Here is a 24399-nt window from a genome sequence, read left to right as displayed (position 1 = left end):
TAAATGGGTGGTGTGTTACGGGTGGGGGTGCTGGCCCCAGAACCCGTCCGGAGCGAAGAGCTTGTCGACAACCTCATCGAGGACGCCGAGGTCAGTGAGAATGTCGAGAACCGTGTAGCGCGGCCTGATCATTTGCGCCTTGAAGTGGGTCTCACGGAATCGCTCCATGTCGACCTCAAGAAGCTCGGGGTGGTGCGGGGCGCCCGCAGCCTCGAGCATGTCCATCGCTTCCTGAGCCGTCACGAGCTGCTCTGTGCAGCGCTGCTTAATCGACGGCCACTTTTCCTTGAGTAGCTCGATCCGCTCGGCAAGAGCGTCGCCCGTCGTGAGCTTGCCAACCGAATGCTTGACGGACTCATCTTGAATGTGATCGCTGAGGGTCGCACGGACGTTGGCTTCAACCTCTTCAGGGGTCTTGGCACGGTCAAGAGCCTTCTGAACGTCGAAGTCCTCAACGTCCATGCTGAGGAAGACCTCCCAGATCGCGCATGAGGCGACGGTGCCGACGCCGACCTTGAAACCGTGGCTGAGCGGCGGCTCCCAGTCGAGGCCGTGCCCCTCCATCTCCCATGTGTGCGAGAACTGGTGCCCGGCACCCGAAGCAGGGCGCGACGACTTGTGTGCCTGCATTGCAAGGCCGGACATGATCTGCCCCTCGCCGAGCTTCGCGATGGCGTCCTCCTCTGCGTTTGCCACAGCGACGGGGTCAGAGAGCGAATCACGCAGCGGTCCCTGGACGAGGCTCCACACCTCCTCGTCGATCGGCTCAATGCCAAGCTCATCAGCGAGGATCCAGTCAGCGCCAGCCGGGATCTTCTCAATGAGGTCGCCGTAGCCGGTCGCGGTGAGACGGGCAGGAGCTTCGACCATGGTGTCGACATCAGCAACGAGGCCGAGCGGCGCGGGACAGGACCTGGTGATCTTGAACCCGTCCTTTGCGATCGACGCACCGAAGGCCGCAAAGCCGTCGACGGATGCTGCCGTGCACACGTTGATGTAGTGCCGGCCCAGCTCACCGGAAGCGAGCTTTGCGATGTCGTTGAGCGTTCCCGCGCCGAGCGAGACACACACCGTGTTCTCGTAAGGCCGGAGCACCTCGCGGAGGAGCTCAACATTCTCGTAGCCGCCATACAGGGTCGGCTTACCCGGGAAGATGTAGGGTTCGTCAGCGAACTCGATGCCCGCTTCCTTGAGTGATGCGACGACTTCTTCTCCGACGGCGCCATACGTATTCTCGTCCGCGACAACCAGGACCCTCTGGCCCGGGAAGAGTTCAGCGAACATCGGACCGGTCTCCTTGTTCACGTCCTTCCCGAACGCGATAGCCTTCGTCTCGTCGGCAGTTTTCAGTGCCTTATCAATAAGTGATTCTGACATGTGATTATCCTCTCCTTGCTACCCACGGTAGCCAACAGCGCCTGTGAGCGTCGGTGTTTCTGCATTTCTCGTGCTTAAGCTACGAGAACCCGGGTTTCTTGCTTGAGGTCTTCGACAGTGTGTGCGGGAACTGCGTCATCGATGATGACGCAATTGAACTCCCTGATATCGACCATTTTGTGAAGCGACGTCCGGGTGAATTTGGAAGCTGTGGTCACGAGCAGGGAATACTCCGCCTGCGACAGCGCTAGAGCCTTAAAAGAAGCAACCTCTGCATACGGGTGGTAGATGGCCAGGTTTTGAACTGACGCAGCCCCGAGAACGACAGCCGCCGGGCGGAGATTCTCCAGCTCGGCAGTCGTCGTCGGACCGAAGAAAGCATCGAGCGGCGGATTGTAGATCCCCCCGAGGAAGATGAGCTTGCCGAGCGAGCGCTTGGACAGCGCACGAGCGACCGCGAGCGAGTTCGTGATATACGACCGCTGGGTTGCATCATCCAGATATTCGACAATGGCGAGCGCCGTTGTCGAATCGTCGAAGAAAATGGACGAGTAGTCTGATAGCTCGCGAGCGGCCACTCTCGCCACGGCGTCCTTCGCATCGGCCTCTTGAAGGAGACGGAACGACACCGGGGTCTCGGACAACGATGATGCGAGAGCCGAAACTTCGCCCCGCGAGCGACGAACGAGTCTCTTCGATTCCAGAGTGGCAAGATCCCGGTACAGGGTCATCGGTGAAACGTCGAAGAGCTCGATGAGCTCATCTGTGCGGATCGCTCCGCGAGAATAGATGAGCTGAGCCAGATCGTCCTGGCGTTGCTGTTTGGATAAACCCACTGACGCCCTCCATCCCGCGACTGCCATGACAGCCCCGGCTACTTGTTCCGCATGCTGTCGACGTAAACGACAGTCGCGTGTACATGCTCTTGGACGAGCGGGTACTGGGCGATGTACTGGTCTGCGAAGAACCGGTACTCCTCGTGCTTGGCGAGATCCGGCTCAATGTGTTCACGCTCGTGAACCATGTTGTCGGCAGCCTCCTGGACCGAGCCATAGAGGCCGGCGCCAGCCGCGGCGAGAATGCAGGACCCGAGCGTCACGGCGTCGCCCACCTCGGTGAGCGTGATAGGAATGCCGGTGACGTCTGCGTGCATCTGCGTCCAGCTTCTCGACTTTGTCGCACCGCCGCAGGCGACAAACTGCGTGACCTCAAAGCCGGCTTCTGACAGCTTGCGCATGTTCGCCTCAACGCCATAGCAGACAGCTTCCTGAATCGCCTTATACATGTGTTCACGCGTATGCGACAGTGACAAGCCGGTGATGACACCCCTGGCTTTTGAGTCCGAGTACGGGGTGCGGTTGCCTTGAAAATACTCGTTGACAATGAGACCGTCGCAGCCGATCGGGATGTGGGCCGACCGTTGGTTCATGATGTCGTAAACATTGAGTCCCGTTGACAGCGCGGCTGATTCGATGTCGGGACAGAAGCTGTCCTTGAACCACTTCAGCACCGAACCGGACGAGACAAGCGAGGTCTCCACCGTGTACTGCCCCGGGACGACGCCGTCTGTATACGCGCCGAAGAAGCCGGGGCCGGAGACAGGCTCGGAGGACTGACCCGACATGACGTGGGAGGACCCGGTTACGAGCGACATCTTGCCGGGCCGTAAAACACCCAGGCCGATCTGACCGTGCCACGCGTCCCCACCGCCCTGAGCCACCGGGGTGCCGGGAATGAGATCGAGCTGCTCCGCTGCCCTCCGTGTCAGCCCACCGACAGGTGTGCCAAGATCGTTGACGACGCTGGGGAGCTTGTCGAAGACATCGCCCGCACCAGCCTCCTCATAGAGATCAACCGGCCACCCGCCATCGTCGCGGTCATAGTAGGCACGGTGGGCTGCCGTGTTGATGTTGAGGGTCCACTCACCTGTCAATTGGTAAGTAAGCCAATCGGGCGCATCGACGATGCGATGGGCGCGGCTGTAAATATCCGGTTCATTCTCGCGCAGCCACGCCGCTTTGAAGGGGAACCATTCTGCCGTCGGAGGGAGAGTGCCGCCCCCCGTATACCTGCGGGCGGGTGATGTCGTGTCCGCAACCCGAGCTGCCTGCTCGGTCGCTCGTACGTCCATCCACATAATGGCGGGCCGAAGCGACTCGCCATTCGCATCCAGCGCGAGGACGGTCATCGTCGTCGCGTCGTATGAGATTCCCGCGATCTGGTGTGGCTGGAGTCCGGCGCGCTCCATGACTCGATGGGCGGATGCGACGAGCGCTCCCCACCAGTCTATGGGCGACTGCTCAGCCCAGCCCGGGGCGGGATGGGATGTCTTGTATGCGGTGGCCGCAAAGGCGACGGGCGCACCGCGTAGATCGAAGATGCCGACGCGGCAGGATTCTGTGCCGAAGTCGATGCCCATGACATAGGGACCACCGGTAAGAGCGTTCCTATTATCGAAGGTTGACAAGTTACTCTCCGCGCGGATTCAGGAATCGGAATCCGACCAGTCCCAGTCTGAGCGAATGCTCTCTGGGATGAGGTGGTCAACGCGATCGAGAACATAGGTCGGCTGCTGGTTTTCGGGAAGCGCCTGCGCTTCTTCAAGAGTGGAGTCGCCGGTAAGGACGAGAGTGGAGGCCATTCCAGTGTTAATGGCCATGCCGATATCAGTGCCGAGCCTGTCGCCGACCATCATGCAGTTTGCCGGATCGACATCGAGATCGCCGAGCGCGGCTTCAAGCATGGCGGCTTCGGGCTTGCCCATGTTGGCCTGGAGCTTCGTGCCGGTCGTCGCCTCAATCGCTGCGATGATGCCAGCGGCATCGGGCTCACCACGGCCGCCCGGGAAGGGGCAAAACTTATCGGGGTTTGTTGTGATGAGGAATGCTCGCTCATGGAACCAGATGGCATCGAATGCGATCTGCAGTTTGCGGTATTCGAAGGTGCGGTCATAGGAGGCGATGACGATGTCAATTTCCTCCGGGTTCTCGCTCATCCGGATTCCGGCTTTGGCGAGTGCTCTCTTAAGTGGCTCTTCGGAGATCGGGAACACCGTCGCATCCGGATGGTGCTTCTTCAGCCACCGTGTCGTCGTGACGACGGTGTTCGCGATCTCTTCGATGGGAGTCGGGAGCCCGAGCCGATCAAGCTTCTCAGCGTACTGCTCAGGATCCTTCGTCGGGTTGTTCGACAAGTATCGAACTGGTTTACCCAAGGAATGCAATCCCTCGATAAGCCTCTTTGCTCCGGGGAGCAAATGGTCACCGAGATAGATCGTTCCGTCCATGTCGAAGACGTATGCGTCATACAGCCTCTCGGGCGAATTGAAGATCATGGGGAGTGCATTCCTTGGGTTGTGGTTGGTTGTGGTTATGTCCGGCAGTGCCTAAGCGATGATCGCGGTGATCACGAAGATGATGGTCGTGCCGACCCAGATCGCGAAGGCCGGGGGGTCAATGTGGGTGTCGCCGTTGGCGTTCGTCATACGCGACAGCGCCTCACCGAGGAGACCGCCGATGATGCCGAAGACCGCGCCGAGGAGCGCAGCAATCGCGAGCGACGTCGTGTCCCACTCGGCGGGAACAGACGTGCCAGCAAGAACCGGGACGAACTTGATCGCCGCAAGCGAGGCCAGAATCGTCATATGGTGCGTAACAGGGGTCTTCATACCTGCAGAGAGGAAGACGAGTGTGACCGCCGAGATGGCCCAGCCGACCAGCCATGCATGGTTCTGGATGGTGCCTCCGGAGACGTCGTAAGCTCCGACGACGATGACGAGCGTGGCAAAGGCCGACATGAGACCCGAGGTGAAGCCGTGCATCGAGGTGACGCCCCAGCCTTCCTGGTGCTCAACCCAGTGCTTGCCCTCGCCGACGGCGAGAAGCGGGTGATCCTTGGTCGAGAAGAGACCCGTCGAACCGAACATGAAGCGCACAACAATCGACAAGACGACGATGGTAAACGCAACGGTGTCGGTCCAGCCGATCGCCTCATTGCCGAACTGGAGGTCCGGGTTGCTGACCGAGAAGGTTGGGAGAGCGGCCATAGCCTGGTTGAAGACGTATCCGGCCATGCCGAAGACGCCGCCGACTACGAGAACGTCGGACCGGCCGATGCCGGCTAGGGGCGTGACAATGTCACGGCCGTTTGCTCCGCCCGCCATGACGCCACGCTTGGCGCCGTAAGCAGCAGCTGCCGCACCGCCAAGGAAGGCGATATGCGGGCCGAAAACGGGGCCGAAGACGACTGAACCCATGAACCAGCCTGCGTCAACGCCGCCCATGTAGGCGCCGAGACCAATCAGGTACAGCAGACCGGTGAAGATAAAGGCTGTCTGGCCGCCGATGGCTGCGCCGAAGGCGCCGCCGCCGAACGAGGCGATGAGCCATAAGAGATCAATTTCCACGTTGAATTCCTCTTTACGTTGTGGGGCTGAGTACGCCGCGCATCCCTGACAGGGAGATGCGGGATCGTCCGCCGTCCTTGGCGGGGAGATCGTGCAGCGTTTTGAATTGGATGAGCGGACGGTGATGACCGCCCAACCCAGTTATACGACGGCGATCATGCTCAAGGGAAAAGGCGCTCCGCGACGCCCGCGTGAGCGGGCCTTCCAATGATGAAGAGGATTCGGGCCGCGCAGGTGCGTTACCCCACCTTTCTCCGTCTGAGAAGCTGGGGATGTCCGCTCTGTTCGCATGACGTGTGCTCTCAGCTGAGAGATCATAGTCAATGATCAATGCGGGACCCCTTTCGTGCGCCTTTGCCTCAAGAACCGATACACCGATGTAACGGTCTCACCGTCACCAGAGAGATTAACACTATTCATGTTAAATTCCGCATCAGTGTCTCATCGGTGCACCTATGCGCGCGATGCCGCCGCTACACTGCAATCCTTCTCAGTACGAGTCTCGGACAGATGCCCTGTCCGCGCTCCGAATCCGCAGGTCAACTACAGTGGTGCTGTGAGCACCCCGATTCTTGACCTCGACAATCTGCCGTGGCCGCAGGACCGGCCTGAACACTTCGTCTTCGATGTGGACGGCACGCTGACCGACCATGAGTCGGTCACTCATCCGCCGACGCTTGAGGCACTTCGCGCCGCACACGACGCCGGATACCCGATCACCGTCGCAACCGGACGCATTCTGTCCGCAGGCGTTCGGTTACTCGAGCGCGCGGGAGTCGATGGCTGGGTCATCGCCAACTGTGGCGGCGTTGTGTGGGACGGCAATGACGTCGTCGACGAGCATCCCCTGCCCCGCGAAACCGTTGAGAACTTCATTTCTCTCGGCCGCTCCCTCGGTATGACGCCTGCGGTGTACTTCGTTGACGATATCTATATGGACACGGTTGAGGACCTTGTCATCCCCGAGGTGTCACTTAATGCGAATGAGGGCCGCCCGATTCACATGGCCAATCTCGAGGATCTCGATCTCACGCACGTGACGAAGGTCCAGTTCGCGGCCGATATCCCGATCATTGATCGGTTCCATGCGCGTGTCGCAGAGGAGTTCCCCGGGGTCCTGCGAGGCCATCCGTACATCCTCGAGTTGCCGCCGGACGGCATCACGAAGTGGGAGGGCATCGAGACCGCGCTTGACCGACGAGGTCTGGCGGCCGAGTCGGGGCTCGGTGTCGGGGATTCAGGCAATGACACGCCCTGGCTTCCCAAAATGGGCATCTCCCTGGCTGCACCAGACTCGCCGCAGGATCTCATCGACGTCGTCGATGCCGTCCTACCATCAGTCGACCACCCTGTCGCTACTCTCATCACGACCATCCTAAGGAGGACCAGATGAAGGCCGAACAGATCACCGACCCCGTCGCCTATCACGGCGAAGGTCCATGCTGGCATCGTTCGTGGGGCGGCATCCGCTGGGTCGACATGCTCGCGGGCGACCTACTGACCCTCAACGCTCAGGGCGAGGTCGATCGTCTTCACGTCGGTAAGGTCGCAGCTTTTGTGCGGCCCCGCTCGCGCGGCGGCTACGTCGTCGGCTTGGAAAACACGATTGGGCTTGCCACATCGGCATTTTCAGACCCCGTGCCGGAGCCGAGCTTCTGGAGCGACACCAATCTCCGCTTTAACGAGGGGGGTTGCGACCCGTGGGGCAATCTCTACTGCGGGTCGATGGCATACGACCGGAAGGAAGGCGCAGCCACGCTGTTCCGCGTGAGCCCCAGCGGTGAGCGCGAGAAGATCCTCCCCCATGTCACGACGTCGAACGGTATCGATTTCTCCCCAGATGGCACTCGTGCCTACTACAACGACACAAAGCTACGCCGCACCGACGTCTTCGATGTCATCGACCAGCGCCTCATCAACCGCAGACCGTTCGCAGATTCTGATGGGGCAAGCCCCGATGGTCTCACTGTCGACTCCGCGGGCAATGTGTGGGTGGCGATGAACAGGCATGGCAAGGTGCGCCTGTACTCCCCGGACGCGGAGGTGCTGGCCGAGATTGACCTACCAGTGCGGCTTGTCACCGCCTGCACGCTCGGCGGTCCCGACTTCCGCACCCTCTACATCACGACCTCTCGCGAGAACCTCGATGATCCCGAACCAGAGGCGGGCGCGCTCTTCGCCGCACACGTCGATGTGCCGGGTATGCCCATTGCCGAGTACGGCGGGTGACGGACTATCGTGAGATCGTGACGATCAATCTGACCGGCGGTGACGGCCTTTTCGAGCTCCCTCCCGACGAACGCCGCCCGTTCGCCCGCGTGATCCTCGTGACCGGCCCTTCGGGCTCAGGTAAGACACGGTTCACGAATCGGACGGGCCTACCCGTTGTCGCACTCGACGATTTCTATTTCGATGACACCCATCCCGGTCTTCCACGGAGACATGGAATTATCGACTGGGACTCTCCGGCCTGCTGGAACCATGACGCTGCGATGCAGACGCTCGTAGAGCTCGCGACCGTCGGAGAGTCGATCCTGCCGATTTATGACATCCCGTCAAATTCGAAGGTGGGCGAGCGCAAACTCGACCTGCAGGGTTCGAGGCTTTTCCTCGCCGAGGGCATCTTTGCCGCAGAGCTTGTCGAATCGGCCGAACGTGAGGGAATCCTCGCCGATGCTCTCTGCATTTCGCGCCCGCGGCTGCAGACCTTCTGGTTCCGTCTCATGAGAGACCTCGACGAGGGCCGGAAATCAACGCCGACGCTATTGCGCCGCGGCATTTCGCATGCCATTAACGAGCCGGAGATGTACCGCAGGCTCGAAGCAAAGGGCGCCCGTTGCGTCAGCATCGTCGAAGCCCACGAGGCGCTAACTCAGATGCTTGCAAAGCAGCGTTATACCGATCAATAAGACACGATGGCCCCGCGAATGCGAGGCCATCGTCACGCTACGAGATCAGCCGGGGATAACGGCAGTCTTGATGCCCTTTCCGGCGCTCGCATGCGCAATCGCTTCCGCAGCATCCTCGAGTGCGAAAGGCTCCGTCAACAGGGCGCCGACGTTGATCGAGCCGTCTCCAATGAGCTGGACTGCGCGCCGGTAGTTGTTGCGCCCCATATTCGAGCCGCCCGTGACCGTGAGTTCGTTGTAGTGAATGAGGTTCGGGTCGATGCTCGCCATCTGCCCCTTGGGGAACCCTGCGAAGGCGTTGACGCGGCCGCCGTTTCGGACGGATTGAAGAGCGGTCTGAAAAAGGTCGAGAACGCCAATACACTGGACGGCAACATTCGCACCGAGGCCGCCTGTCAGATCTTTGACGAACTCGGGAACGTCAACGTCGCCGGTGAGCGCCGTGTGCGTGGCGCCTACCTCCTTCGCGACCTCAAGGCGGCCTGCGGAGCGGTTAACGACGATGATTTGCGACGCTCCCATCTGCTTCGCCACCATCGTATGAAGCAGACCGATAGGGCCCGCCCCGATGATGAGAACCGTGTCGCCGATGTCGATCCCGTAGTTGTCGACGCCGTTGAGCACGCATCCGAGCGGCTCCGCGAGCGCGATCTCGGCAGGGTCCGCGCTGGGATCGGCAACCACGATGGCGCCGCGCTCAATCGCCTCGGCGCTAACGAGCACGTATTCCGCGAGCCCACCGTCGATCCAGTAACCGAACAGTTTGGCGTTGATGCAGACATGTTCGAGATGGTTGATGCAGTAGTAGCAACGCAGACAGGGCACGGTCGGCATGACGCCGACGAGGTCTCCCTCCCTGTAGCCCTCGACTCCCTCGCCGATCTCGTGAACGTAGCCGGAGAACTCGTGGCCCATGATGACGCCCTGGCGGACACCGGCGGTCTTCTCGCCGCGCAAGATCCTTCCGTCTGTACCACAGACGGTGTTCGCCCCGACACGGAGCACGAGTTCGCCCGGCCCTGCCTTGGGAGTTGGGACGTCCTGCATCTCTAGCTGGTTAGGACCGACCAGTACTGCTGCGCGCATAGGAAACTCCTCGTGAATCCGCGGTGATCTGATGCTGTGATCCTACCTCGAAAGCGGAAAAATCCGTCGCGTTGGAGTGCGGAAAGGCCCGGGCGTGACTGCGGATGACGGTACCCTCCAGGCAGGTCACCCGGATGGCAAAGATGCTCTCAGATCACATCGCCAGGATATGTTCTCCGCGTTTTTGGAGGCGTATATTTCCATCCATGACAACCCCCGTGCGGGTCGACGCGCCGCTGGCGCTCGGTGCTCTCGGCGTCGTTTTCGGCGACATCGGCACCTCCCCGCTCTACGCTATGCATGCGGTTCTGTCCCACGACGTCATCCCCCGATCGGCTGATGCGATCACCGGCATCATCTCTCTCGTGTTCTGGTCACTCATCACGATCGTCGCCATCAAATACATTTCTCTTCTCCTGTCTGTCGACAACGACGGGGACGGCGGGATCATTGCGCTGTCCGCCCTCGTCATCAAAGATGGCGCCCAAAGGTTCGCCCCGTTCGCCGTAGGCGCGGCGATCCTCGGCGCGGGCCTCTTCTATGGCGACGGCATCATTACTCCCGCTATCTCTGTCATGTCAGCCACCGAGGGCCTAGCCGGAATCGATCCTTCCTTCGATCGCCTCGTTGTCCCTCTCTCCGCCCTCGTCGTTGTCGGGCTTTTCTCGGTCCAACGACTCGGCACCGGCAGCGTCGGCGCTCTGTTCGGTCCGGCCATGCTTGCCTGGTTTCTCACCCTCGCAGCCCTCGGAGTACCGCATATCGCCGCGAACCCCTCGATCATCACTGCACTGCTTCCGCACACCGGACTGCTTTTTATCGTCCACTATCCCGTCGCGGCCTTCTTCGCGCTCGGCGCCATCGTTCTCGTCGTCACGGGCGCTGAGGCGCTGTACGCGGACATGGGCCACTTCGGCCCGCGACCGATCCGTCTCGCGTGGTTCGCCGTCGTCTTGCCCTGTCTGACGATCAACTACTTAGGTCAGGGCGCGCTGCTACTGGGGAATCCCGACCAGGTGGAGAACCCGTTCTTTGAGGTGGGTCCAGACTGGGCGCGGCTGCCTCTCGTCATCCTTGCCTCCTGCGCCGCCATCATCGCGTCCCAGGCCGTCATTTCCGGAATTTTCTCGATGACCCGGCAGGCCGAACATCTCGGCTATTTGCCCCATATCCACGCCATCCATACATCGAGGTGGGTCCGCGGTCAGATCTATCTGCCAACAGTCAACAGGCTCCTCCTCATCGGAGTCCTCACCCTCATCCTCGTCTTCCAATCCTCTTCGGCGCTCGCGAACGCCTACGGGCTAGCGGTGACCTCGACGCTTGTCCTCACATCGCTTCTCTTCATTGCCTACGTCCGCACGGTGCGGCGCTGGCCGATGTGGCAGGTCGCCGCTTTCGTTGCCACAGCCTTCTCTGTCGAGCTGGTTTTCTTCGGCTCAGGCCTCATCAAGATCGTTGCGGGCGGCTGGATCCCGCTCCTCATTGCCGCCGTACTCGGCACTGTCATGGTTGTGTGGCGGAAGGGTCGCCGGCTTCTCAATGCCCAATACGCAACGCTCGTCGAGGATCGGGACCGTTTCTTGCGGACCCCCGGTTTCACGGTCGTACCTGGCACGGCGGTCTACCCGCACGTTGACCACGGCACAACCTCAAAGGCGCTCCTCGCAGCCGCAAAGTCCTATCGCGCCATCCATGAACGGATCGTCATCGTCTCGGTCGAGACGCTCCACCAACCCCACGTGCCCGTCAAAGAGCAGTTAACAGCACGGACAACGTTCCGCTCGACTTACCCCGTCCGATATGACGATCTAAGCGTGCGCTATGGGTTCAAGGACGAGGTCGACATTCCCGCCGCTCTGGCCGAAGCCGCCGTTCAGCATCTTCTACCTCCCGCCGAAAACCCGTGGTACGTCACCAGCGAGGCCGTGTTTACGCCGGCGGGAGCCGGCCTCATGCCCGGCTGGCAGAGAGCGCTCTTCGTGGCCCTCTATCGGGCCTCAGCAAGACCGGCGAGCCGCTTCAGACTGCCGAAGCATCGCACTCTTGTCATCGGGATCAGTGCCGACCTGTGAGGTGGTGCGACAGCGCGGGAGAGACCCTGCTGAGTCCTCTCATGCCGCGTCAGTCCGAGGTGCAGTCCTCACTGAGGACGCACTCGGGAGGTCAGCGGCGGCGGACGAACGGGAACGCAATTGTCTCGCGGATACCGAGTCCGGTGAGTGCCTGGAGAAGACGGTCGATTCCCATACCCATGCCGCCGGCGGGCGGAAAGCCCTGCTCCATCGCTTGGATGAAGTCCTCATCGAGCTGCATCGCTTCAGGGTCACCGTCGGCTGCGGCGAGCGACTGGGCGATCAGGCGCTCGCGCTGGATAACGGGGTCAGCGAGTTCCGAGTACGCGGTTGCTGTCTCGACGCCGCGAATGTAGAGATCCCACTTTTCGGTGAGGCCCGGCTTCGTCCTGTGCGCCCTCGTCAGCGGCGACGTATCGACCGGGAAGTCGCGCAGGAACGTTGGAGCCCACAGCTTGTCACCGACGAGCTCCTCCCAGAGATCCTCGACGATCTTCCCCGCGACGGCGTAGGGCGGGACGGAGATATCGTGCTGTTCAGCAATCTTTTCCAGCTCATCCCGCGGGGTGTCGACGCGGATCTCCTCGCCGAGAGCCCCAGAGACTGACTCGTAAAGATCGAGCTCGGTCCATTCCCCGCCCAGTTCGTACTCGGTGCCGTCCGCGAGAGTGACGAGAGTTGAGCCAAAGGCGTCCATCGCGGCCCGCTGGACCAGGTGACGAGTGAGCTCCGCCATCGTGTCGTAGGTTCCGTACGCCTGGTACGCCTCGAGCGCCGTGAACTCCGGGGAATGGGTGGAGTCCGCACCCTCGTTGCGGAAGTTCTTGCCGATCTCGAACACTTTGTCGACACCGCCGACAACCGCTCGCTTGAGATAAAGCTCTGTCGCGATGCGAAGGTAGAGGTCCTCGTCATAGGCGTTGATGTGGGTCGTAAAGGGCCGGGCCGCTGCCCCACCGTGCAGAGGCTGCAGCGTGGGCGTCTCGATCTCGATATAGCCCCGCTCATCGAAGTTCGCCCGCAGGGACTTCATGACCTGAGAGCGAACCCGAATCATGTCCCGCGCCGCCGGGCGCATGATGAGGTCGAGGTGCCGCATACGGACGCGGTTCTCCTCCGAAAGGCCGACCTCCTCACCATCTTCCTTCGTGTACGTCTTCGGAAGAGGGCGCAAAGCCTTCGATGCCATACCCCACTCATGTGCGAACACCGAGAGCTCGCCGCGACGTGACGTGCCAACGTGGCCGGAGACGAAGATGTGATCCCCAAGGTCAACGAGTGCCTTAAATTGGGCCATCTCCTCCTCGCCGACGACTTTCTGAGACAGCATGACCTGGATTCGGTGGCCCGGACCGTCTTGGAGGGTGGCGAAGAATAGCTTGCCGGAGGTACGTAGGAGCATGACTCGGCCAGCGATGCCAACCATCGTGTCGAGCTCCGAGCCCGGTTCTAGGCCCTCGTGTTCCTCGCGAACCTTCGCGATTGTCGTCGTCACGGGAAGCTCGGCCGGGTAGGGGTCGATCCCATCCGAGATCATCTTCATGCGCTTTGCGGCGCGCACTGCCATCTGCTCGGATGCGGTCGTTTCACTCTGCTCAAACTCAGTCACTGGGCCAGTCTACTAGTGGTCTTTGCGGCCAGGCATAACGAAGAGTGTGCGACTGCTCGCCATAGCGCCCAACAGCCGGGGCGGGAAGAGCCATTGGTCGTCGTCCGCATCTGCGACCCACGTCAGGACGATTTTCGAACCACACTCCTTGCGTAAATCGGCGAGATATGGCGGTTTCGTGCAACTCGGTGCGCAACACCGTGCGCCGCCGTGCACATCGGCAGAATGGGTCCCATAAGTCCCAAATGAAACGCAGTCCATAGGTAATCTGTAAGCGTCACCAATGATGCTGTTCACCATTGGCACTCTTTACCATTCTGAGGGAGCCCAGATGAAAAAGTTAGAAACAGACGTCGTCGTCATCGGCGGCGGTTCTACGGGAGCTGGCGTCGTTCGTGATGTCGCGATGCGCGGGTACCGCACGATCCTCGTTGATCGTGCCGACCTCGGCCAGGGCACGACCGGCCGTTACCACGGCCTCCTCCATTCCGGCGGACGCTACGTCGTGTCCGATCCCCACTCGGCGACCGAGTGCGCGGAGGAGAACGACATCATCGAGCGCATCCATGCGGATGCGGTCGAGACGACCGGCGGCCTCTTCGTCGTCGGACCCGATGACCCGCTCGACTTCGCCGATGACTGGCTGAAGGGCGCGCAGGCGACCGGTGTCCCGCACGAGGAGATCACGATCGCCGAGGCGCTGCGGCGCGAGCCCCGCCTCAACCCGAAGTCGAAGCGCGCCTTCGCGGTCAAGGACGGCACGGTCGACGGCTGGCAGATGGTGTGGGGCGCGGCGCGCTCCGCCGAGGAGTACGGCGCCCAGATCCTCACCTACCACGAGGTCACGGATATTATCCGTGACGGCGACAAGGTCCTCGGCATCCGCGCCACCGATCACAAGACGGGCGAAGAGATCCAGATCGATTGCTCGTTCGTCATCAACGCTGGTGGTCCCTGGGCCGGCCACATTGCCCACATGGCAGACTGCCCCGACGTCGACGTCGTCCCCGGCCGCGGCATTATGATCGCGATGAACCACCGCCTCGTCAATCAGGTGGTCAACCGTTGCATTTACCCCTCCGATGGCGACATCCTCGTCCCCGTCCACACGGTGTGCATCATCGGCACGACGGACGTCAAGGTCGATGACCCCGACCACCTCGCAATCCCACGCGATGAAGTCCAGCAGATGCTGGACGCTGGCGAAGTTCTCATTCCCGGCTTCCGCCAATCACGCGCCATCCACGCCTGGTCTGGCGCACGCCCGCTCGTCAAGGACAGTCGTGTTGCGTTGACGGACACCCGCCACATGTCTCGCGGTATGTCGATCATCGACCACCAGTCGCGCGACGGCCTCGACGGTCTGCTCACGATCGCTGGCGGCAAGCTCACCACCTACCGGCTCATGGCGAAGAACATTGTCGATGTCATGGTCGAGCAGCTCGGCGACGACCGGCCGTGCCGCACCGAGACCGAGGCTGTGCCCGGCTCGAAGGATCACAAGAACTACCACGTCACACATCGTCTTGCAGAGGCCGAGAAGAGCCTCCGCAAGGAACAAATCGTCTGCGAGTGTGAACTCATGACTCGCAGCCAGCTCGAGGAGCTCATCGACGAGCAACCGATGGCATCCTTCGACGATCTCCGACGGCAGTTGCGCCTCGGCATGGGCCCGTGCCAGGGCGGCTTCTGCTCTGTTCGCGCCGCCGGAATCATGCAGGAGAACGGCAAGGCCGACGTCGAACGCGTCACCGCGCTCCTGCGCAAGTTCCTGAAGAATCGATGGATCGGACTGTGGACGATCCTCTACGGCGATCAGGTCCGACAGACTGCCCTCGATAACTGGATTTTCCAGGGCACACTCGACATGGACCATCTGCCCGAAAAGGCCGAGGAGGCTCACGTATGAAAACCGTCGTCATCGGTGCCGGCATCGCCGGTCTTGTCGCCGCGATCCGTCTGAAGGATGCGGGCCAGGACGTCACGCTCGTGACGAAGGGTATTGGCGGGCTCCAGCTTGGCCAGGGCACGGTCGACGTGTTCGGTTACGGCCCCGACCGGGTGGACAATCCGATCGCTGAAGTCGAGAAGGTCGCGTCCTCCGACCCGGGACATCCATACGCCCCAATCGGCGCCGACGCAGTCCGCGCAGGCGCTGACTACCTCGCGAGCCTTGTAGGCGGGCTGCTCGAAGGCTCCGTCGAGAAGAACGTCCTCCTTCCAACAGCTGTGGGCGCCATGCGCCCCACGGCCTATGTCCAGCCGTCGATGGCGAACGGTGCCTGCGAAGAAGGCAAGAAGTTCCTCATCGCTGGCCCCCGCCAGCTGAAAGATTTCTACCCGCAGCTCATCGCTGGCAACCTTGCCCGAACGGATCTGCCCGGTGGTGGCAAGTTGGAGGCGCGCCCCGGCTCGTTCTCCATCCCGGCCCGCGGTTCAGAAGCCGATTCGTCAGCTCTGCGCTACGCTCAGGCCCTCGACAGCCCCGAATATCGCAAGCAGTTCGCCGCCCAGATCAAGCCGCTCGTCAAGGAAGGCGAGACGGTCGGTTTGCCGGCCATGCTCGGTCTCAACAACCACGACGCATGGCGTGATCTGCAGGATCTCATCGGTGCTCCGATCTTCGAGATCCCCATCCCTCCGCCCGGAGTACCTGGCATGAGGATCAACCAGCTCCTCACAGACATGGCGAAGGAGAAGCGCGTCAAGCTCATCCTCGGTTCACCGGTCACTGCTGGCACCGCTGAGAACGGCCGGATTGTCTCAGTCACGGTCGCCGCCGCGGGCCACGACAAGGTCATCGAAACCGATGATGTCGTCCTCGCAACCGGTGGCTTCGAATCCGGCGCATTGGAACTTGATTCGTACGGCGTCATGTCGGAGACAATCTTCAATCTGCCCCTCGTCGGCACCGATATTCCGGAACCGACGCACGGCGACTACTGGGGTGACCCGCAGCCGATGTTCCGTGTCGGCGTCAAGGTCGATTCCGACATGCGTGTGCTGGACGCCACAGGCGAACCGGTCTACGCTAACCTGCACGCCGTCGGCGGCATCCTCGCGGGTGCGATCCGGTGGGCTGAGAAGAACGGTGAAGGCATCGCGCTCGGTTCCGCGATGGCGGCTACCGACGCAATCCTTGGAGGTTCCAAATGAGCATCGACGCATTGGCAAACACACACGAGAGTCCGCTGCAATTCGCTGCTGACCAGGTCGCCAGGGCATCGCTCGATCACTGCGTCAAATGTACGATCTGTGAGACGCAGTGCCCGGTCGCTCGAGTAACCGATCTCTTCCCGGGTCCGAAGTACGTCGGCCCGCAGGCTGAGCGCTTCCGACACGGCGAGTCAGTCGACCACTCGCTCGACTACTGCTCGTCCTGCGGCATCTGCACGTACGCCTGCCCGCAGGGCGTGAAGATCGCTGAGCTCAACTCTCAGGCCCGCGCGGTCTTGAAGGATCAGCCCGGCAAGATGCCGATCCGCGACCGCCTCATCACTCAGACCAAACTCATGGGTATGGCGATGACGCCGGTTGCCCCGATCGCGAACTGGGCGCTCAACCAGAAGCCGATCCGCACAATCGTCGAGAAGACGATCAAGATCCACCGCGACGCCCCCATGCCTGTAGCGACGTCTCAGTCATTTATGGGCTGGTGGAAGAAGCGGGAGAAGCCGACGAATAGCCCGCTCGGCCCGGTCGTGTTCTTCCACGGCTGCGCTGGCGCCTATTTCGAGGTCGAGACGTCGAAGCGCACGGTCGAGGTTCTCGAGCATCTCGGCTACGAGGTCATCGTTCCCAAGCAGGGGTGCTGCGGCCTCGCCCAGCAGTCGAACGGGTTGTTCGATGAGGCGAAGAAGTCGGTCATTAACCTGTCGAACGCACTCCGTTCGGCCGGCCGCGACCTGACGATCATCTCCTCTTCCGGCTCGTGTGCAGGCATGCTCAAGCACGAGGCACACCTCATCATGGGTGTCGACGACCCGGCGCTACTTGATGTTGGCACGCGGATGAGGGAGACCGCTGAGTTCCTTATCGAGCAGATCGAAATTGGTGTCCTTGACCCCGCGAAGTTCCGCGAAATCAACGACTCGGTCACCTACCACCAGCCGTGCCAGGTGAAGTCTCAGGGCATGGGCATTCCCACGATTACCCTTCTCGAGACGATTCCAGGCCTCACCGTCAAGGAATCGGGCGAGAACTGCTGTGGCATCGCGGGAACGTACGGCCTTAAGGCCGAGAAGTACGACATCGCTCAGCTGGTCGGCCAGCCTCTGTTCGACAAGATCAAGGCATGGAGTCCGCAGCTCGCGGTCTGTGAGACCGAGACGTGCCGGTGGCAGATCCGCAAGGGGTCAGGTGCGAAGGTTGTCCACCCGGTCAACCTCATCCACTACGCCCTCGGTCTGTCGAACGATCTCTACGATCCCAACGCCAAGCACTGACACAGAAGGTGAGGGCCCGAAGCAGTGCTTCGGGCCCTCACCTTTTGTTAGCGGGATCACTACCCAGAGATCCGGACGTGAGCAACATTCTCACGCGAGTTCGCGGTACTCCTCGAAGGCAATGCCGGTCGAGCGTAGTCCTCGCACGTTGGCTGGGACCTGACCGGGCTCGTCACCGCGTTCGATGATCGCGTTGTTCTCGTCGACGAAGACAACGTGCGGGTTGTACGTCCGTGCCGTCACATCGTCCAGACTGCTGTATGCAATGAGGATGACGATATCGCCGGTGTTGATGAGGTGGGCGGCTGCCCCGTTGATTTGAAGCTGGCCGCTACCCCGCTCCGCAGGGATTGTATACGTCGTGAGGCGGGCACCGTTGGTGACGTCGACGATGTCGACTGCCTCGCCGGGCAGGATATCTGCGGCGTCGAGGAGGTCAGCGTCAACGCTGACCGAGCCGACGTAATGCAGGTCGGCTCCAGTGACGGTGGCGCGATGAATCTTGCCTGTCATCATCGTGCGCAAACGCTCAGCCAAAAGACACCTCCATGTTGTCAATGAGGCGGGTTGACCCCACCCGCGCGGCGACAATTGCAAGTCCGTACCGCGCGTCTGACGATACTCCGAGGAAGGTGTCCGCGTCGACGATCGTGGCATAATCAACGTCCACTCCGTCTGCCTGCGAGAGGCACTCCGTGAGGGCTTTCTCCGCGGCTTCGGGACCTGCCGATCCCATGGCGCGGGCAGTCTCGAGCGCTCGGACGATCGCAAGCGCGGCCGACCGCTCCTCGGAGCTGAGATAGGCATTGCGGGAGGAGAGCGCCAGTCCATCAACATCGCGAACGATCGGGACGCCAACAATGTCGACTCCCATGTCGAGATCAGCCACCATCGTCTTCACAAGGGCGAGCTGCTGAGCATCCTTCCTACCGAAGTAGGCCTTGTCCGGCCGGACAAGGTTGAGCACCTTCGCGACGACTTGAAGGACGCCCGCGAAATGGGTGGGGCGGGTCCGTCCCTCGTACCTCGTCGCCACATCGCCCGGGTTGACGGTGATAAGCGGGCTGCGCTCGTACATGTCCTCGTCGCTCGGTGCGAAGACGATGTCGACATCACGCAGCATTTCAAGGTCCTTCTTGAGACTTCGTGGATAGGCGTCGAAATCCTCACCGGGCGCGAACTGGAGTGGATTGACATAGATGGAGACAACGACCGTGTCGCATTCGGCTCGGGCCGCGTCGACGAGGCGCCGGTGCCCCTCGTGGAGAGCCCCCATCGTCATGACTAAGCCGACGCTCCCGCGGACTCCTCGGAGCTTTTCGACAAGTTCCTGCTTAGCTGTCACCACTTGTTGCACGTGTCCGAGTTTACTCACCAACGTCAGAACGTCACCCGGCTACCGGTCCCGGTGGCCGCGTGGAGCTGGCCACAATGTGCGGCTGTACCGCACAGCATGACAGTCGCAGTGCCCGCGAGCAGTCAGTCGCCGAGGGCGCGTTTGATCTCCTCTGCAGTGGTCTGAGTGATCGTGCGACGGATAACGGCACGGTCGGCCGTGGCTGAGGCGATGGCGCGGTAGGTGGAGAGCACGTCCGGATGATCGATCAGGGCGTCGACGTGCGTCCGGATCGTCGGCACGTCGCCTCTGACAACCGGGCCTGTGAGAAGCACCTCTCGAGAGCGGAGGGCACCGTCGAGGCTCGCCCTGACGAGCGGCCCGAGGAAGGCACCCGGATCATCGATGCCGGCCTCGTCAAGCATTCTCATTGCCTGGGTGACGACGGTGACGACGTGATTGCCGCCGTGGGCGAGGGCCGCATGATAAAGGGGGCGGCTGGCAGATGGTAGCTCAAAGGGGACGCCCCCGATTTCGGTGACGAGCGCTTGGGCAACCGGCAGGATCGTCGCTGGCCCGGAGACAGCGAACGGACAGTCGAGGAGACGCGCCAGGTCGAGGGAGGTACCTGTGAATGTCATGGCGGGATGGATGGCCAAACCCAGTGCCCCCATCGCTGCCGCTGGGGCGAGCACCTCGACTCCCATGCTTCCGGCGGTGTGAACGACAAGATGGCCGGGCTGCCAGGCACCCGCCTTCGCGAGCCCGTCCACGAGGCCAGGTAGCTCCCGGTCGGGAACAGCGAGGAGGACGAGTTCGCACGTGCGGACGATCTCTTCAACATCCTGCAAGGGAACGTCAGGAAGAAGCACCTCGGCGCGTTCGATGGATTCCTCCGATCGTGCGTGAGCGGCGACAACCGTGTGGCCAGCGCGGCCGAGCGCCGCACCGAGGACGGCGCCAACCTTCCCGGCAGAGATAATCCCAACTCCGAGCTTCATGCGACCCCCACTCGTGCAGCCCATTCCTCAATGGACTCCCGATCATCGATGGCACGGGCGTCGAGCCCGATCTGTCGTTCCCGCATCATAAAATCGTGGACTTGGTCGGCGCCGAAGTTCGAGCCGTGCCAGAGGGTGTCGCCAGCGACGAGAGATAGCTGGAATGTAGCAAGCCCAAGACGCGACTGAATGGGGCCCTGCGTGGCTTTCAGGCCCTGCCAGTGCCCGTGTAGCGCCACCGTCAATCTGCGGGCCAGCCATCCGTCCCGGTGGATCGCCACTGTCGGGGTGAGGGCGATACCGTTGCGCTTGATCCGAAGCGGATCCAGCCACGTAGCTGAGCGGGGAGGGGGTACGAAGAAGCGGGAGGACCCTGAACCGGAGAGAGCATCACCGAAGAAGCCGGTGAGATCGTCGATTCCGAGCGACGGAATGATCGTCCACATGAGGTCGAGAGCATCCGCCCTCTTCCCCACGGGCATGATGATACTTTTGACGGTCGCTGCGCTCATTGACTCCGCATCAGCGCCGATCGACCCAGCGATGAGGATCTTGACCTTCCACCAGTCCTTTCCGCGCCAGAGTAGCGGCTGAATGAGCGTGACGGCATGGATCCGTCGTGGCGGGATCGTCTGGGTCGTCGTTGTTGTCAGGCCCCGGCGCACGCGAATACCGTCCTTCGTGAGGAACAGCTTGAGGCCATGGTTGAGGTTGAACTGGCCCCACAGTGCCGCGAGCGAGCCGAACAGGGCGACAATGAGGCCGATGGAGAAGCCTTCGGCGAAGAAGATCAGGGGCACGAAGACGACAAGCACGGCGCCGAAGGTCGCGAGGAGCGTCCCCGAGAGAAGCATCGACCCGACAAGCCTGCCGGTCGGGAGCCGATAGAACGGCTTCTCGTACATGTACGCATCGTCCGGGTCGTACAGATTCTCTTCCGCCGTGTCCCGCTCGACCTCGAACTGGGCGCCAGTTCGAGCAGAGGCGGCGATGTGGAGGATTTGGCTCCGAAGGGCGTGGATTTCGTTCATCTTGAGCAGGCCGAGCGACACGTTCCCACCACTGGCTGCGGAGTCGATCATGATCGCCCCGAGGCCGAGAATGCGGGGGATGATCCCCTGCTTGATTTCGACCGACTGGATCCTGTCCCACCGCACGTGCCGGTGGGTGACGGAGAAGATGCCAGCCCTGTAGTGCACTCCGGAGGGCGCAAGAACATAGGACTGTCGTCGCCATGTGAGCCAGGAGATGAGGATGACAAGTATCGAGAGTGCGAGGAGCGCTCCGGCGGCGAGGAGGAGGACGGTGGATGTAATGCCCGTGATCGCCTCCCACACCTCGCCCATGCCCTCCTCGAGGATCTGGAGGAGGATCGAAAAGGTGCCCGCCACGAGCGCGGCCCACAGCTTCCACAAGCTCAGCAGCGGAGTCGCCCAATGAAAGCGCGACCAGTCCTCGTCGGGAATCGCCTGTGCCACGGCCTCCGGGACCTCATCGCGTGCCCCGAGGGCGACCGAATCGGCGTCGAAGGGGAGGTCAGCCGGGTCCTTCACAGTCCCTCCATTAACGTTGTGCCGAGCTCAGTGAGCCGCCTGCGTAGTCTGTCGGCCTCTTCCCGCGGCACGCCTGGAATCTCCGCATCAGCGGTTGTCGAGGCCGTCTCCATGGTGATCGTCGCCAACCCGTACCGGCGCTGGAGCGGACCGTCTTCGACTTTGACCTCCTGCATGCGGCCGTAGGGGACGACATCGAGCTGGCGGAACATGATTCCGCGGCACACGAGAAGCTCCTCGTCGGTCTCGTGGTAGCCCGTGTAGTAGACGGCCCGGACCTTGATCGCCGTCATGCTGATGATGAAAGCGAGGAGGGCGGCGAGGGCGATCGGGAGCCAGATGAGATCGCGCCACAGGATGAGGGACCCGATGAGAAGTGCGGCGCTGGGTACGATCCACACGAGCCCGAGGATCGCCCGGACCTTCGCGTGGTCGGTGGAGATCCTCATGAAGTTCACGCCCGGTGCGAGCGCAGTCGTGACTGTCATGCAGTTAGGTTATCGGAGCGTCCACGCCCGCGCGATCAGGCACCCGCAGCCGCGGCTGGCGGCTCGTCTTCGTCTTCGTCGATCGAACACCACCACTCCCCGAGCAGACCAGCGCCGCCGAGGAGTACAGAGGCGACCCCGGTCCACAGCGCGTGCGATGCCTGTTCGTCGAGGTAGGTGGCCTGGCCCGCATCGACCGCCAGCCACATGCCGATGCCAATGCCGCCGAGAAGCATTCCTCCCCGGCTGCAGGCCTGGCTGAAGATCGCAATCCGCGCTGCGGTCAGTGGGTTGACGCGGGCCGCCCCGCCCTTCGCCATGCCGCGAACCTGCCATGCGGCGGAGAGCACGGTAATGGCAAGGATGAGGGGAATGGTCCACGCAAGTTGCGGTATCGAGACAAGCGGCATCGCGGAGTCGAGCCAGACGGACACGCCAAGTAGCGCCGTCAGAAGGCCGAGAAAGAACCAGGACGCCATTTGGAGCGGGGACGTCATCTGATGGGCTTCCCCCGAAGGTGACCCCAGGGATCGACCTCCGCCCACGGCTCCATGACGAAAGTCCTCATGTGTGCCCGCGGGTGGGGCAGGGTCAAATCAGGATTGTCGGACGTGATCTCGTGCCCGGCAATCTTGTAGGAGATGAGGTCGAGGTCAAGCGTCCGGGGCCCCCAGTGGTCCTCCCGCGTCCGGCCTTGCTCATCCTCAATCCTCTGTAACTCGGCGAGTAGCCCGAGCGGGGACAGCCGAGTCTTGCCGATCATGACCGCATTGACGTAATTCGGTTGCGTCGGTTGGCCGGGCGCAACATCTGCGGCTGTGACCCGGGTGCGCGACATCTGCTCGTATTCGAGGATCCGCGCAAGCTTGCCTGCGCCGATGTCGACCTGCGTGACCGGGTTATCGAGGTTCGAGCCGATGCCGACAACAACATCTGCGGCTGGCTTCGGGGTGGCGAGCAGGACGCCAAGTCGCCGCACCGACACAGACACGTCGCTGAATGTGTGCGTGATTGGAGCGGACGGCTTGTGCACGGTGACGTCGACAGCGAGTGCACCTGTCGCGAGGGCGGATTCAGCGATGCGTTCGGCGAGAGTCTCGATGAGGTCGAACGGCTCGCCGGTGATGAGGGTCATCGCGTCGCCAGCAACGTCGGAATAACTGATCGTGTGCGCGAGGTTATCGCTCGCCGCAGCTCTGGAGACGGTCGTGTGGAGGACGATATCGACGATAAAGTCCTGGCCTTCAGCTTTCTCGAAATCGTGGACGCCGTGGTAACCGCGGGCAGTAAGCCCCGTGAGCTCGATTCGGTCGGCGAGAGCTCCTGTGGGGAGATAAAGGTCAGTCATGGATCCTCCCAGCTATGTCGAGGGCCGCGGCGGTCATGGCCGGCTCGTGAACCCGCACGCCCCACGCCCTGCCGTAGAGGAGCGCGCTGACGATGGCGGTCGAGTGGTCCCGATCGAGTCCTGCCGTGGCGAGGAAGCGTTTACGGGAATGCCCAATGAGCCACCGGCCCGGTAGCCGGTCCGTGAGCTCATCAAATCTCTTGAGCACGTCCCAATCCTGATTTCCCACCTTCGAAAAGCCGAGGCCGGGGTCAAGAATGAGGCGGGCGGGGTCGATGCCGGCGGCTGTTGCCACGTCGATCATTGCCGTCATCTCGTCTGCGATGTCGGCGATGATGTCATGATAGACCGCGGTTTCAACCGTCGTCGCTGGTCCACCACGGGAATGCTGTAGCACGTAGTGGGCGTCAGAACCCGCGACAACATGGTGAATGTCGGGCTCGATTCTCCCGCCTGTCACGTCGTTGATGATCGCTGCGCCGGCGGCGATGGCGCGCTCGGCCGTCGCCGCGTGATACGTGTCGACTGAGACAGTGATGTCATCAGAGACGAGGCCCTCGACGACGGGCTGAATCCGAGACCATTCCTCATAAGCACCGATCGAGGACGCACCCGGGCGGGTCGACTCCCCTCCCACGTCGACGATCGTCGCTCCGTCTGCAATGAGCTGGCGGCCGCGGGCAAGCGCCCGTTCCGCAGAGTCCCAATTGCCGCCATCCGAGAAGGAGTCGGGGGTGACGTTGAGGATGCCGAGTATGTCCACGGTT

Annotated in this window: 22 protein-coding genes; 7 read left to right on the top strand and 15 right to left on the bottom strand. The window is 62.0% G+C overall.

Features of this window, described 5'->3' with window-relative positions; translation table 11 throughout:
- Nucleotides 1-15 precede the first annotated feature (15 nt).
- The 5 genes from H7E91_RS01460 to H7E91_RS01440 form a co-directional block, all read right to left on the bottom strand.
- Complete coding sequence (locus H7E91_RS01460) at nt 16-1377, bottom strand: sn-glycerol-1-phosphate dehydrogenase (RefSeq protein WP_182353274.1); 1362 nt, start codon at nt 1375-1377, stop codon at nt 16-18.
- A gap of 74 nt (nt 1378-1451) precedes the next feature.
- The gene (locus H7E91_RS01455; RefSeq protein WP_182353273.1) at nt 1452-2213 is read right to left on the bottom strand and encodes a DeoR family transcriptional regulator; all 762 of its coding nucleotides are present in this window, start codon (nt 2211-2213) and stop codon (nt 1452-1454) included.
- A gap of 38 nt (nt 2214-2251) precedes the next feature.
- Nucleotides 2252-3796 carry an FGGY-family carbohydrate kinase gene (locus H7E91_RS01450; protein ID WP_182353345.1) on the bottom strand — a complete coding sequence of 515 codons (1545 nt, stop codon included), beginning with the start codon at nt 3794-3796 and terminating at the stop codon, nt 2252-2254.
- Between the two features lie 66 nt (nt 3797-3862).
- On the bottom strand, nt 3863-4711 hold the full coding sequence (locus H7E91_RS01445) for an HAD-IIA family hydrolase (RefSeq protein ID WP_182353272.1): 849 nt from the start codon (nt 4709-4711) through the stop codon (nt 3863-3865).
- A gap of 51 nt (nt 4712-4762) precedes the next feature.
- On the bottom strand, nt 4763-5782 hold the full coding sequence (locus tag H7E91_RS01440; RefSeq protein WP_182353271.1) for a DUF7973 family transport facilitator: 1020 nt from the start codon (nt 5780-5782) through the stop codon (nt 4763-4765).
- Nucleotides 5783-6338: 556 nt separating this feature from the next.
- On the opposite strand from H7E91_RS01440, the gene H7E91_RS01435 reads away from it, so the two are divergent.
- Genes H7E91_RS01435 through H7E91_RS01425 form a run of 3 tightly spaced genes read left to right on the top strand, consistent with a single transcriptional unit; the run spans nt 6339 to nt 8691 of the window.
- Nucleotides 6339-7175 (top strand): HAD-IIB family hydrolase, encoded by an 837-nt coding sequence (locus H7E91_RS01435; RefSeq protein WP_182353270.1) that lies wholly within the window; start codon nt 6339-6341, stop codon nt 7173-7175.
- On the top strand, nt 7172-8011 hold the full coding sequence (locus tag H7E91_RS01430; RefSeq protein WP_182353269.1) for an SMP-30/gluconolactonase/LRE family protein: 840 nt from the start codon (nt 7172-7174) through the stop codon (nt 8009-8011). Before H7E91_RS01435 ends, H7E91_RS01430 begins: the two co-directional genes overlap by 4 nt.
- 17 nt (nt 8012-8028) lie before the next feature.
- Nucleotides 8029-8691, top strand: coding sequence for a uridine kinase family protein (locus H7E91_RS01425; protein WP_338401695.1), 663 nt, complete (start codon nt 8029-8031; stop codon nt 8689-8691).
- Between the two features lie 45 nt (nt 8692-8736).
- Here H7E91_RS01425 and H7E91_RS01420 read toward each other — a convergent pair whose 3' ends face one another.
- Nucleotides 8737-9777 carry a zinc-binding dehydrogenase gene (locus H7E91_RS01420; protein WP_182353268.1) on the bottom strand — a complete coding sequence of 347 codons (1041 nt, stop codon included), beginning with the start codon at nt 9775-9777 and terminating at the stop codon, nt 8737-8739.
- A gap of 206 nt (nt 9778-9983) precedes the next feature.
- Between H7E91_RS01420 and H7E91_RS01415 the strand changes: the two genes are divergently transcribed.
- Entirely contained in the window at nt 9984-11852 is a 1869-nt protein-coding gene (locus H7E91_RS01415) for a potassium transporter Kup (RefSeq protein ID WP_182353267.1), read from the top strand.
- Nucleotides 11853-11943: 91 nt separating this feature from the next.
- On the opposite strand, the gene lysS is transcribed toward H7E91_RS01415, so the two are convergent.
- Nucleotides 11944-13419 carry a lysine--tRNA ligase gene (lysS, locus tag H7E91_RS01410; RefSeq protein WP_182353343.1) on the bottom strand — a complete coding sequence of 492 codons (1476 nt, stop codon included), beginning with the start codon at nt 13417-13419 and terminating at the stop codon, nt 11944-11946.
- A 373-nt stretch (nt 13420-13792) separates the two neighbouring features.
- Between lysS and glpA the strand changes: the two genes are divergently transcribed.
- Genes glpA through H7E91_RS01395 form a run of 3 tightly spaced genes read left to right on the top strand, consistent with a single transcriptional unit; the run spans nt 13793 to nt 17906 of the window.
- On the top strand, nt 13793-15370 hold the full coding sequence (gene glpA / locus H7E91_RS01405; protein ID WP_182353266.1) for an anaerobic glycerol-3-phosphate dehydrogenase subunit GlpA: 1578 nt from the start codon (nt 13793-13795) through the stop codon (nt 15368-15370).
- Nucleotides 15367-16617 (top strand): glycerol-3-phosphate dehydrogenase subunit GlpB, encoded by a 1251-nt coding sequence (glpB, locus tag H7E91_RS01400; protein WP_182353265.1) that lies wholly within the window; start codon nt 15367-15369, stop codon nt 16615-16617. Before glpA ends, glpB begins: the two co-directional genes overlap by 4 nt.
- Entirely contained in the window at nt 16614-17906 is a 1293-nt protein-coding gene (locus tag H7E91_RS01395; protein WP_182353264.1) for an anaerobic glycerol-3-phosphate dehydrogenase subunit C, read from the top strand. The genes glpB and H7E91_RS01395 overlap by 4 nt, the downstream gene beginning before the upstream one ends.
- A 90-nt stretch (nt 17907-17996) precedes the next feature.
- On the opposite strand, the gene panD is transcribed toward H7E91_RS01395, so the two are convergent.
- From panD to folP, 8 genes are all read right to left on the bottom strand, one after another.
- Nucleotides 17997-18443 carry an aspartate 1-decarboxylase gene (gene panD, locus H7E91_RS01390; RefSeq protein ID WP_206680316.1) on the bottom strand — a complete coding sequence of 149 codons (447 nt, stop codon included), beginning with the start codon at nt 18441-18443 and terminating at the stop codon, nt 17997-17999.
- Nucleotides 18436-19263 (bottom strand): pantoate--beta-alanine ligase, encoded by an 828-nt coding sequence (gene panC / locus H7E91_RS01385; RefSeq protein WP_338401694.1) that lies wholly within the window; start codon nt 19261-19263, stop codon nt 18436-18438. The genes panD and panC overlap by 8 nt, the downstream gene beginning before the upstream one ends.
- A gap of 122 nt (nt 19264-19385) precedes the next feature.
- Nucleotides 19386-20243 (bottom strand): Rossmann-like and DUF2520 domain-containing protein, encoded by an 858-nt coding sequence (locus H7E91_RS01380; protein ID WP_338401693.1) that lies wholly within the window; start codon nt 20241-20243, stop codon nt 19386-19388.
- Nucleotides 20240-21796 (bottom strand): PH domain-containing protein, encoded by a 1557-nt coding sequence (locus H7E91_RS01375; RefSeq protein ID WP_182353261.1) that lies wholly within the window; start codon nt 21794-21796, stop codon nt 20240-20242. The genes H7E91_RS01380 and H7E91_RS01375 overlap by 4 nt, the downstream gene beginning before the upstream one ends.
- Nucleotides 21793-22284 (bottom strand): PH domain-containing protein, encoded by a 492-nt coding sequence (locus H7E91_RS01370; protein WP_182353260.1) that lies wholly within the window; start codon nt 22282-22284, stop codon nt 21793-21795. Before H7E91_RS01370 ends, H7E91_RS01375 begins: the two co-directional genes overlap by 4 nt.
- A 35-nt stretch (nt 22285-22319) precedes the next feature.
- Nucleotides 22320-22781 (bottom strand): DUF3180 family protein, encoded by a 462-nt coding sequence (locus H7E91_RS01365; RefSeq protein WP_182353259.1) that lies wholly within the window; start codon nt 22779-22781, stop codon nt 22320-22322.
- Nucleotides 22778-23632, bottom strand: a complete 855-nt coding sequence (folK, locus tag H7E91_RS01360) for a 2-amino-4-hydroxy-6-hydroxymethyldihydropteridine diphosphokinase (protein ID WP_182353258.1) — start codon at nt 23630-23632, stop codon at nt 22778-22780. Before folK ends, H7E91_RS01365 begins: the two co-directional genes overlap by 4 nt.
- Entirely contained in the window at nt 23625-24395 is a 771-nt protein-coding gene (gene folP / locus H7E91_RS01355; RefSeq protein ID WP_182353257.1) for a dihydropteroate synthase, read from the bottom strand. The genes folK and folP overlap by 8 nt, the downstream gene beginning before the upstream one ends.
- Nucleotides 24396-24399 lie beyond the last annotated feature (4 nt).

Source organism: Flaviflexus huanghaiensis (genome assembly GCF_014118685.1).
In the GTDB taxonomy this organism is placed as follows: domain Bacteria; phylum Actinomycetota; class Actinomycetes; order Actinomycetales; family Actinomycetaceae; genus Flaviflexus; species Flaviflexus huanghaiensis.
The sequence above is the reverse complement of the archived record's forward strand: the minus strand, read 5'-3'. Positions and strand labels throughout refer to the sequence as shown.

Excerpts from the sequence above, each read along its gene's own strand:
- H7E91_RS01460 (WP_182353274.1), bottom strand. The coding sequence starts at position 1,377 with ATGTCAGAATCACTTATTGATAAGGCACTGAAAACTGCCGACGAGACG.
- H7E91_RS01450 (WP_182353345.1), bottom strand. The coding sequence starts at position 3,796 with ATGGGCATCGACTTCGGCACAGAATCCTGCCGCGTCGGCATCTTCGAT.
- H7E91_RS01445 (WP_182353272.1), bottom strand. The coding sequence starts at position 4,711 with ATGATCTTCAATTCGCCCGAGAGGCTGTATGACGCATACGTCTTCGAC.
- H7E91_RS01430 (WP_182353269.1), top strand. The coding sequence starts at position 7,172 with ATGAAGGCCGAACAGATCACCGACCCCGTCGCCTATCACGGCGAAGGT.
- H7E91_RS01420 (WP_182353268.1), bottom strand. The coding sequence starts at position 9,777 with ATGCGCGCAGCAGTACTGGTCGGTCCTAACCAGCTAGAGATGCAGGAC.
- H7E91_RS01415 (WP_182353267.1), top strand. The coding sequence starts at position 9,984 with ATGACAACCCCCGTGCGGGTCGACGCGCCGCTGGCGCTCGGTGCTCTC.
- lysS (WP_182353343.1), bottom strand. The coding sequence starts at position 13,419 with ATGGCAGTGCGCGCCGCAAAGCGCATGAAGATGATCTCGGATGGGATC.
- glpA (WP_182353266.1), top strand. The coding sequence starts at position 13,793 with ATGAAAAAGTTAGAAACAGACGTCGTCGTCATCGGCGGCGGTTCTACG.
- glpB (WP_182353265.1), top strand. The coding sequence starts at position 15,367 with ATGAAAACCGTCGTCATCGGTGCCGGCATCGCCGGTCTTGTCGCCGCG.
- H7E91_RS01395 (WP_182353264.1), top strand. The coding sequence starts at position 16,614 with ATGAGCATCGACGCATTGGCAAACACACACGAGAGTCCGCTGCAATTC.
- H7E91_RS01380 (WP_338401693.1), bottom strand. The coding sequence starts at position 20,243 with ATGAAGCTCGGAGTTGGGATTATCTCTGCCGGGAAGGTTGGCGCCGTC.
- H7E91_RS01370 (WP_182353260.1), bottom strand. The coding sequence starts at position 22,284 with ATGACAGTCACGACTGCGCTCGCACCGGGCGTGAACTTCATGAGGATC.
- H7E91_RS01365 (WP_182353259.1), bottom strand. The coding sequence starts at position 22,781 with ATGACGTCCCCGCTCCAAATGGCGTCCTGGTTCTTTCTCGGCCTTCTG.
- folK (WP_182353258.1), bottom strand. The coding sequence starts at position 23,632 with ATGACTGACCTTTATCTCCCCACAGGAGCTCTCGCCGACCGAATCGAG.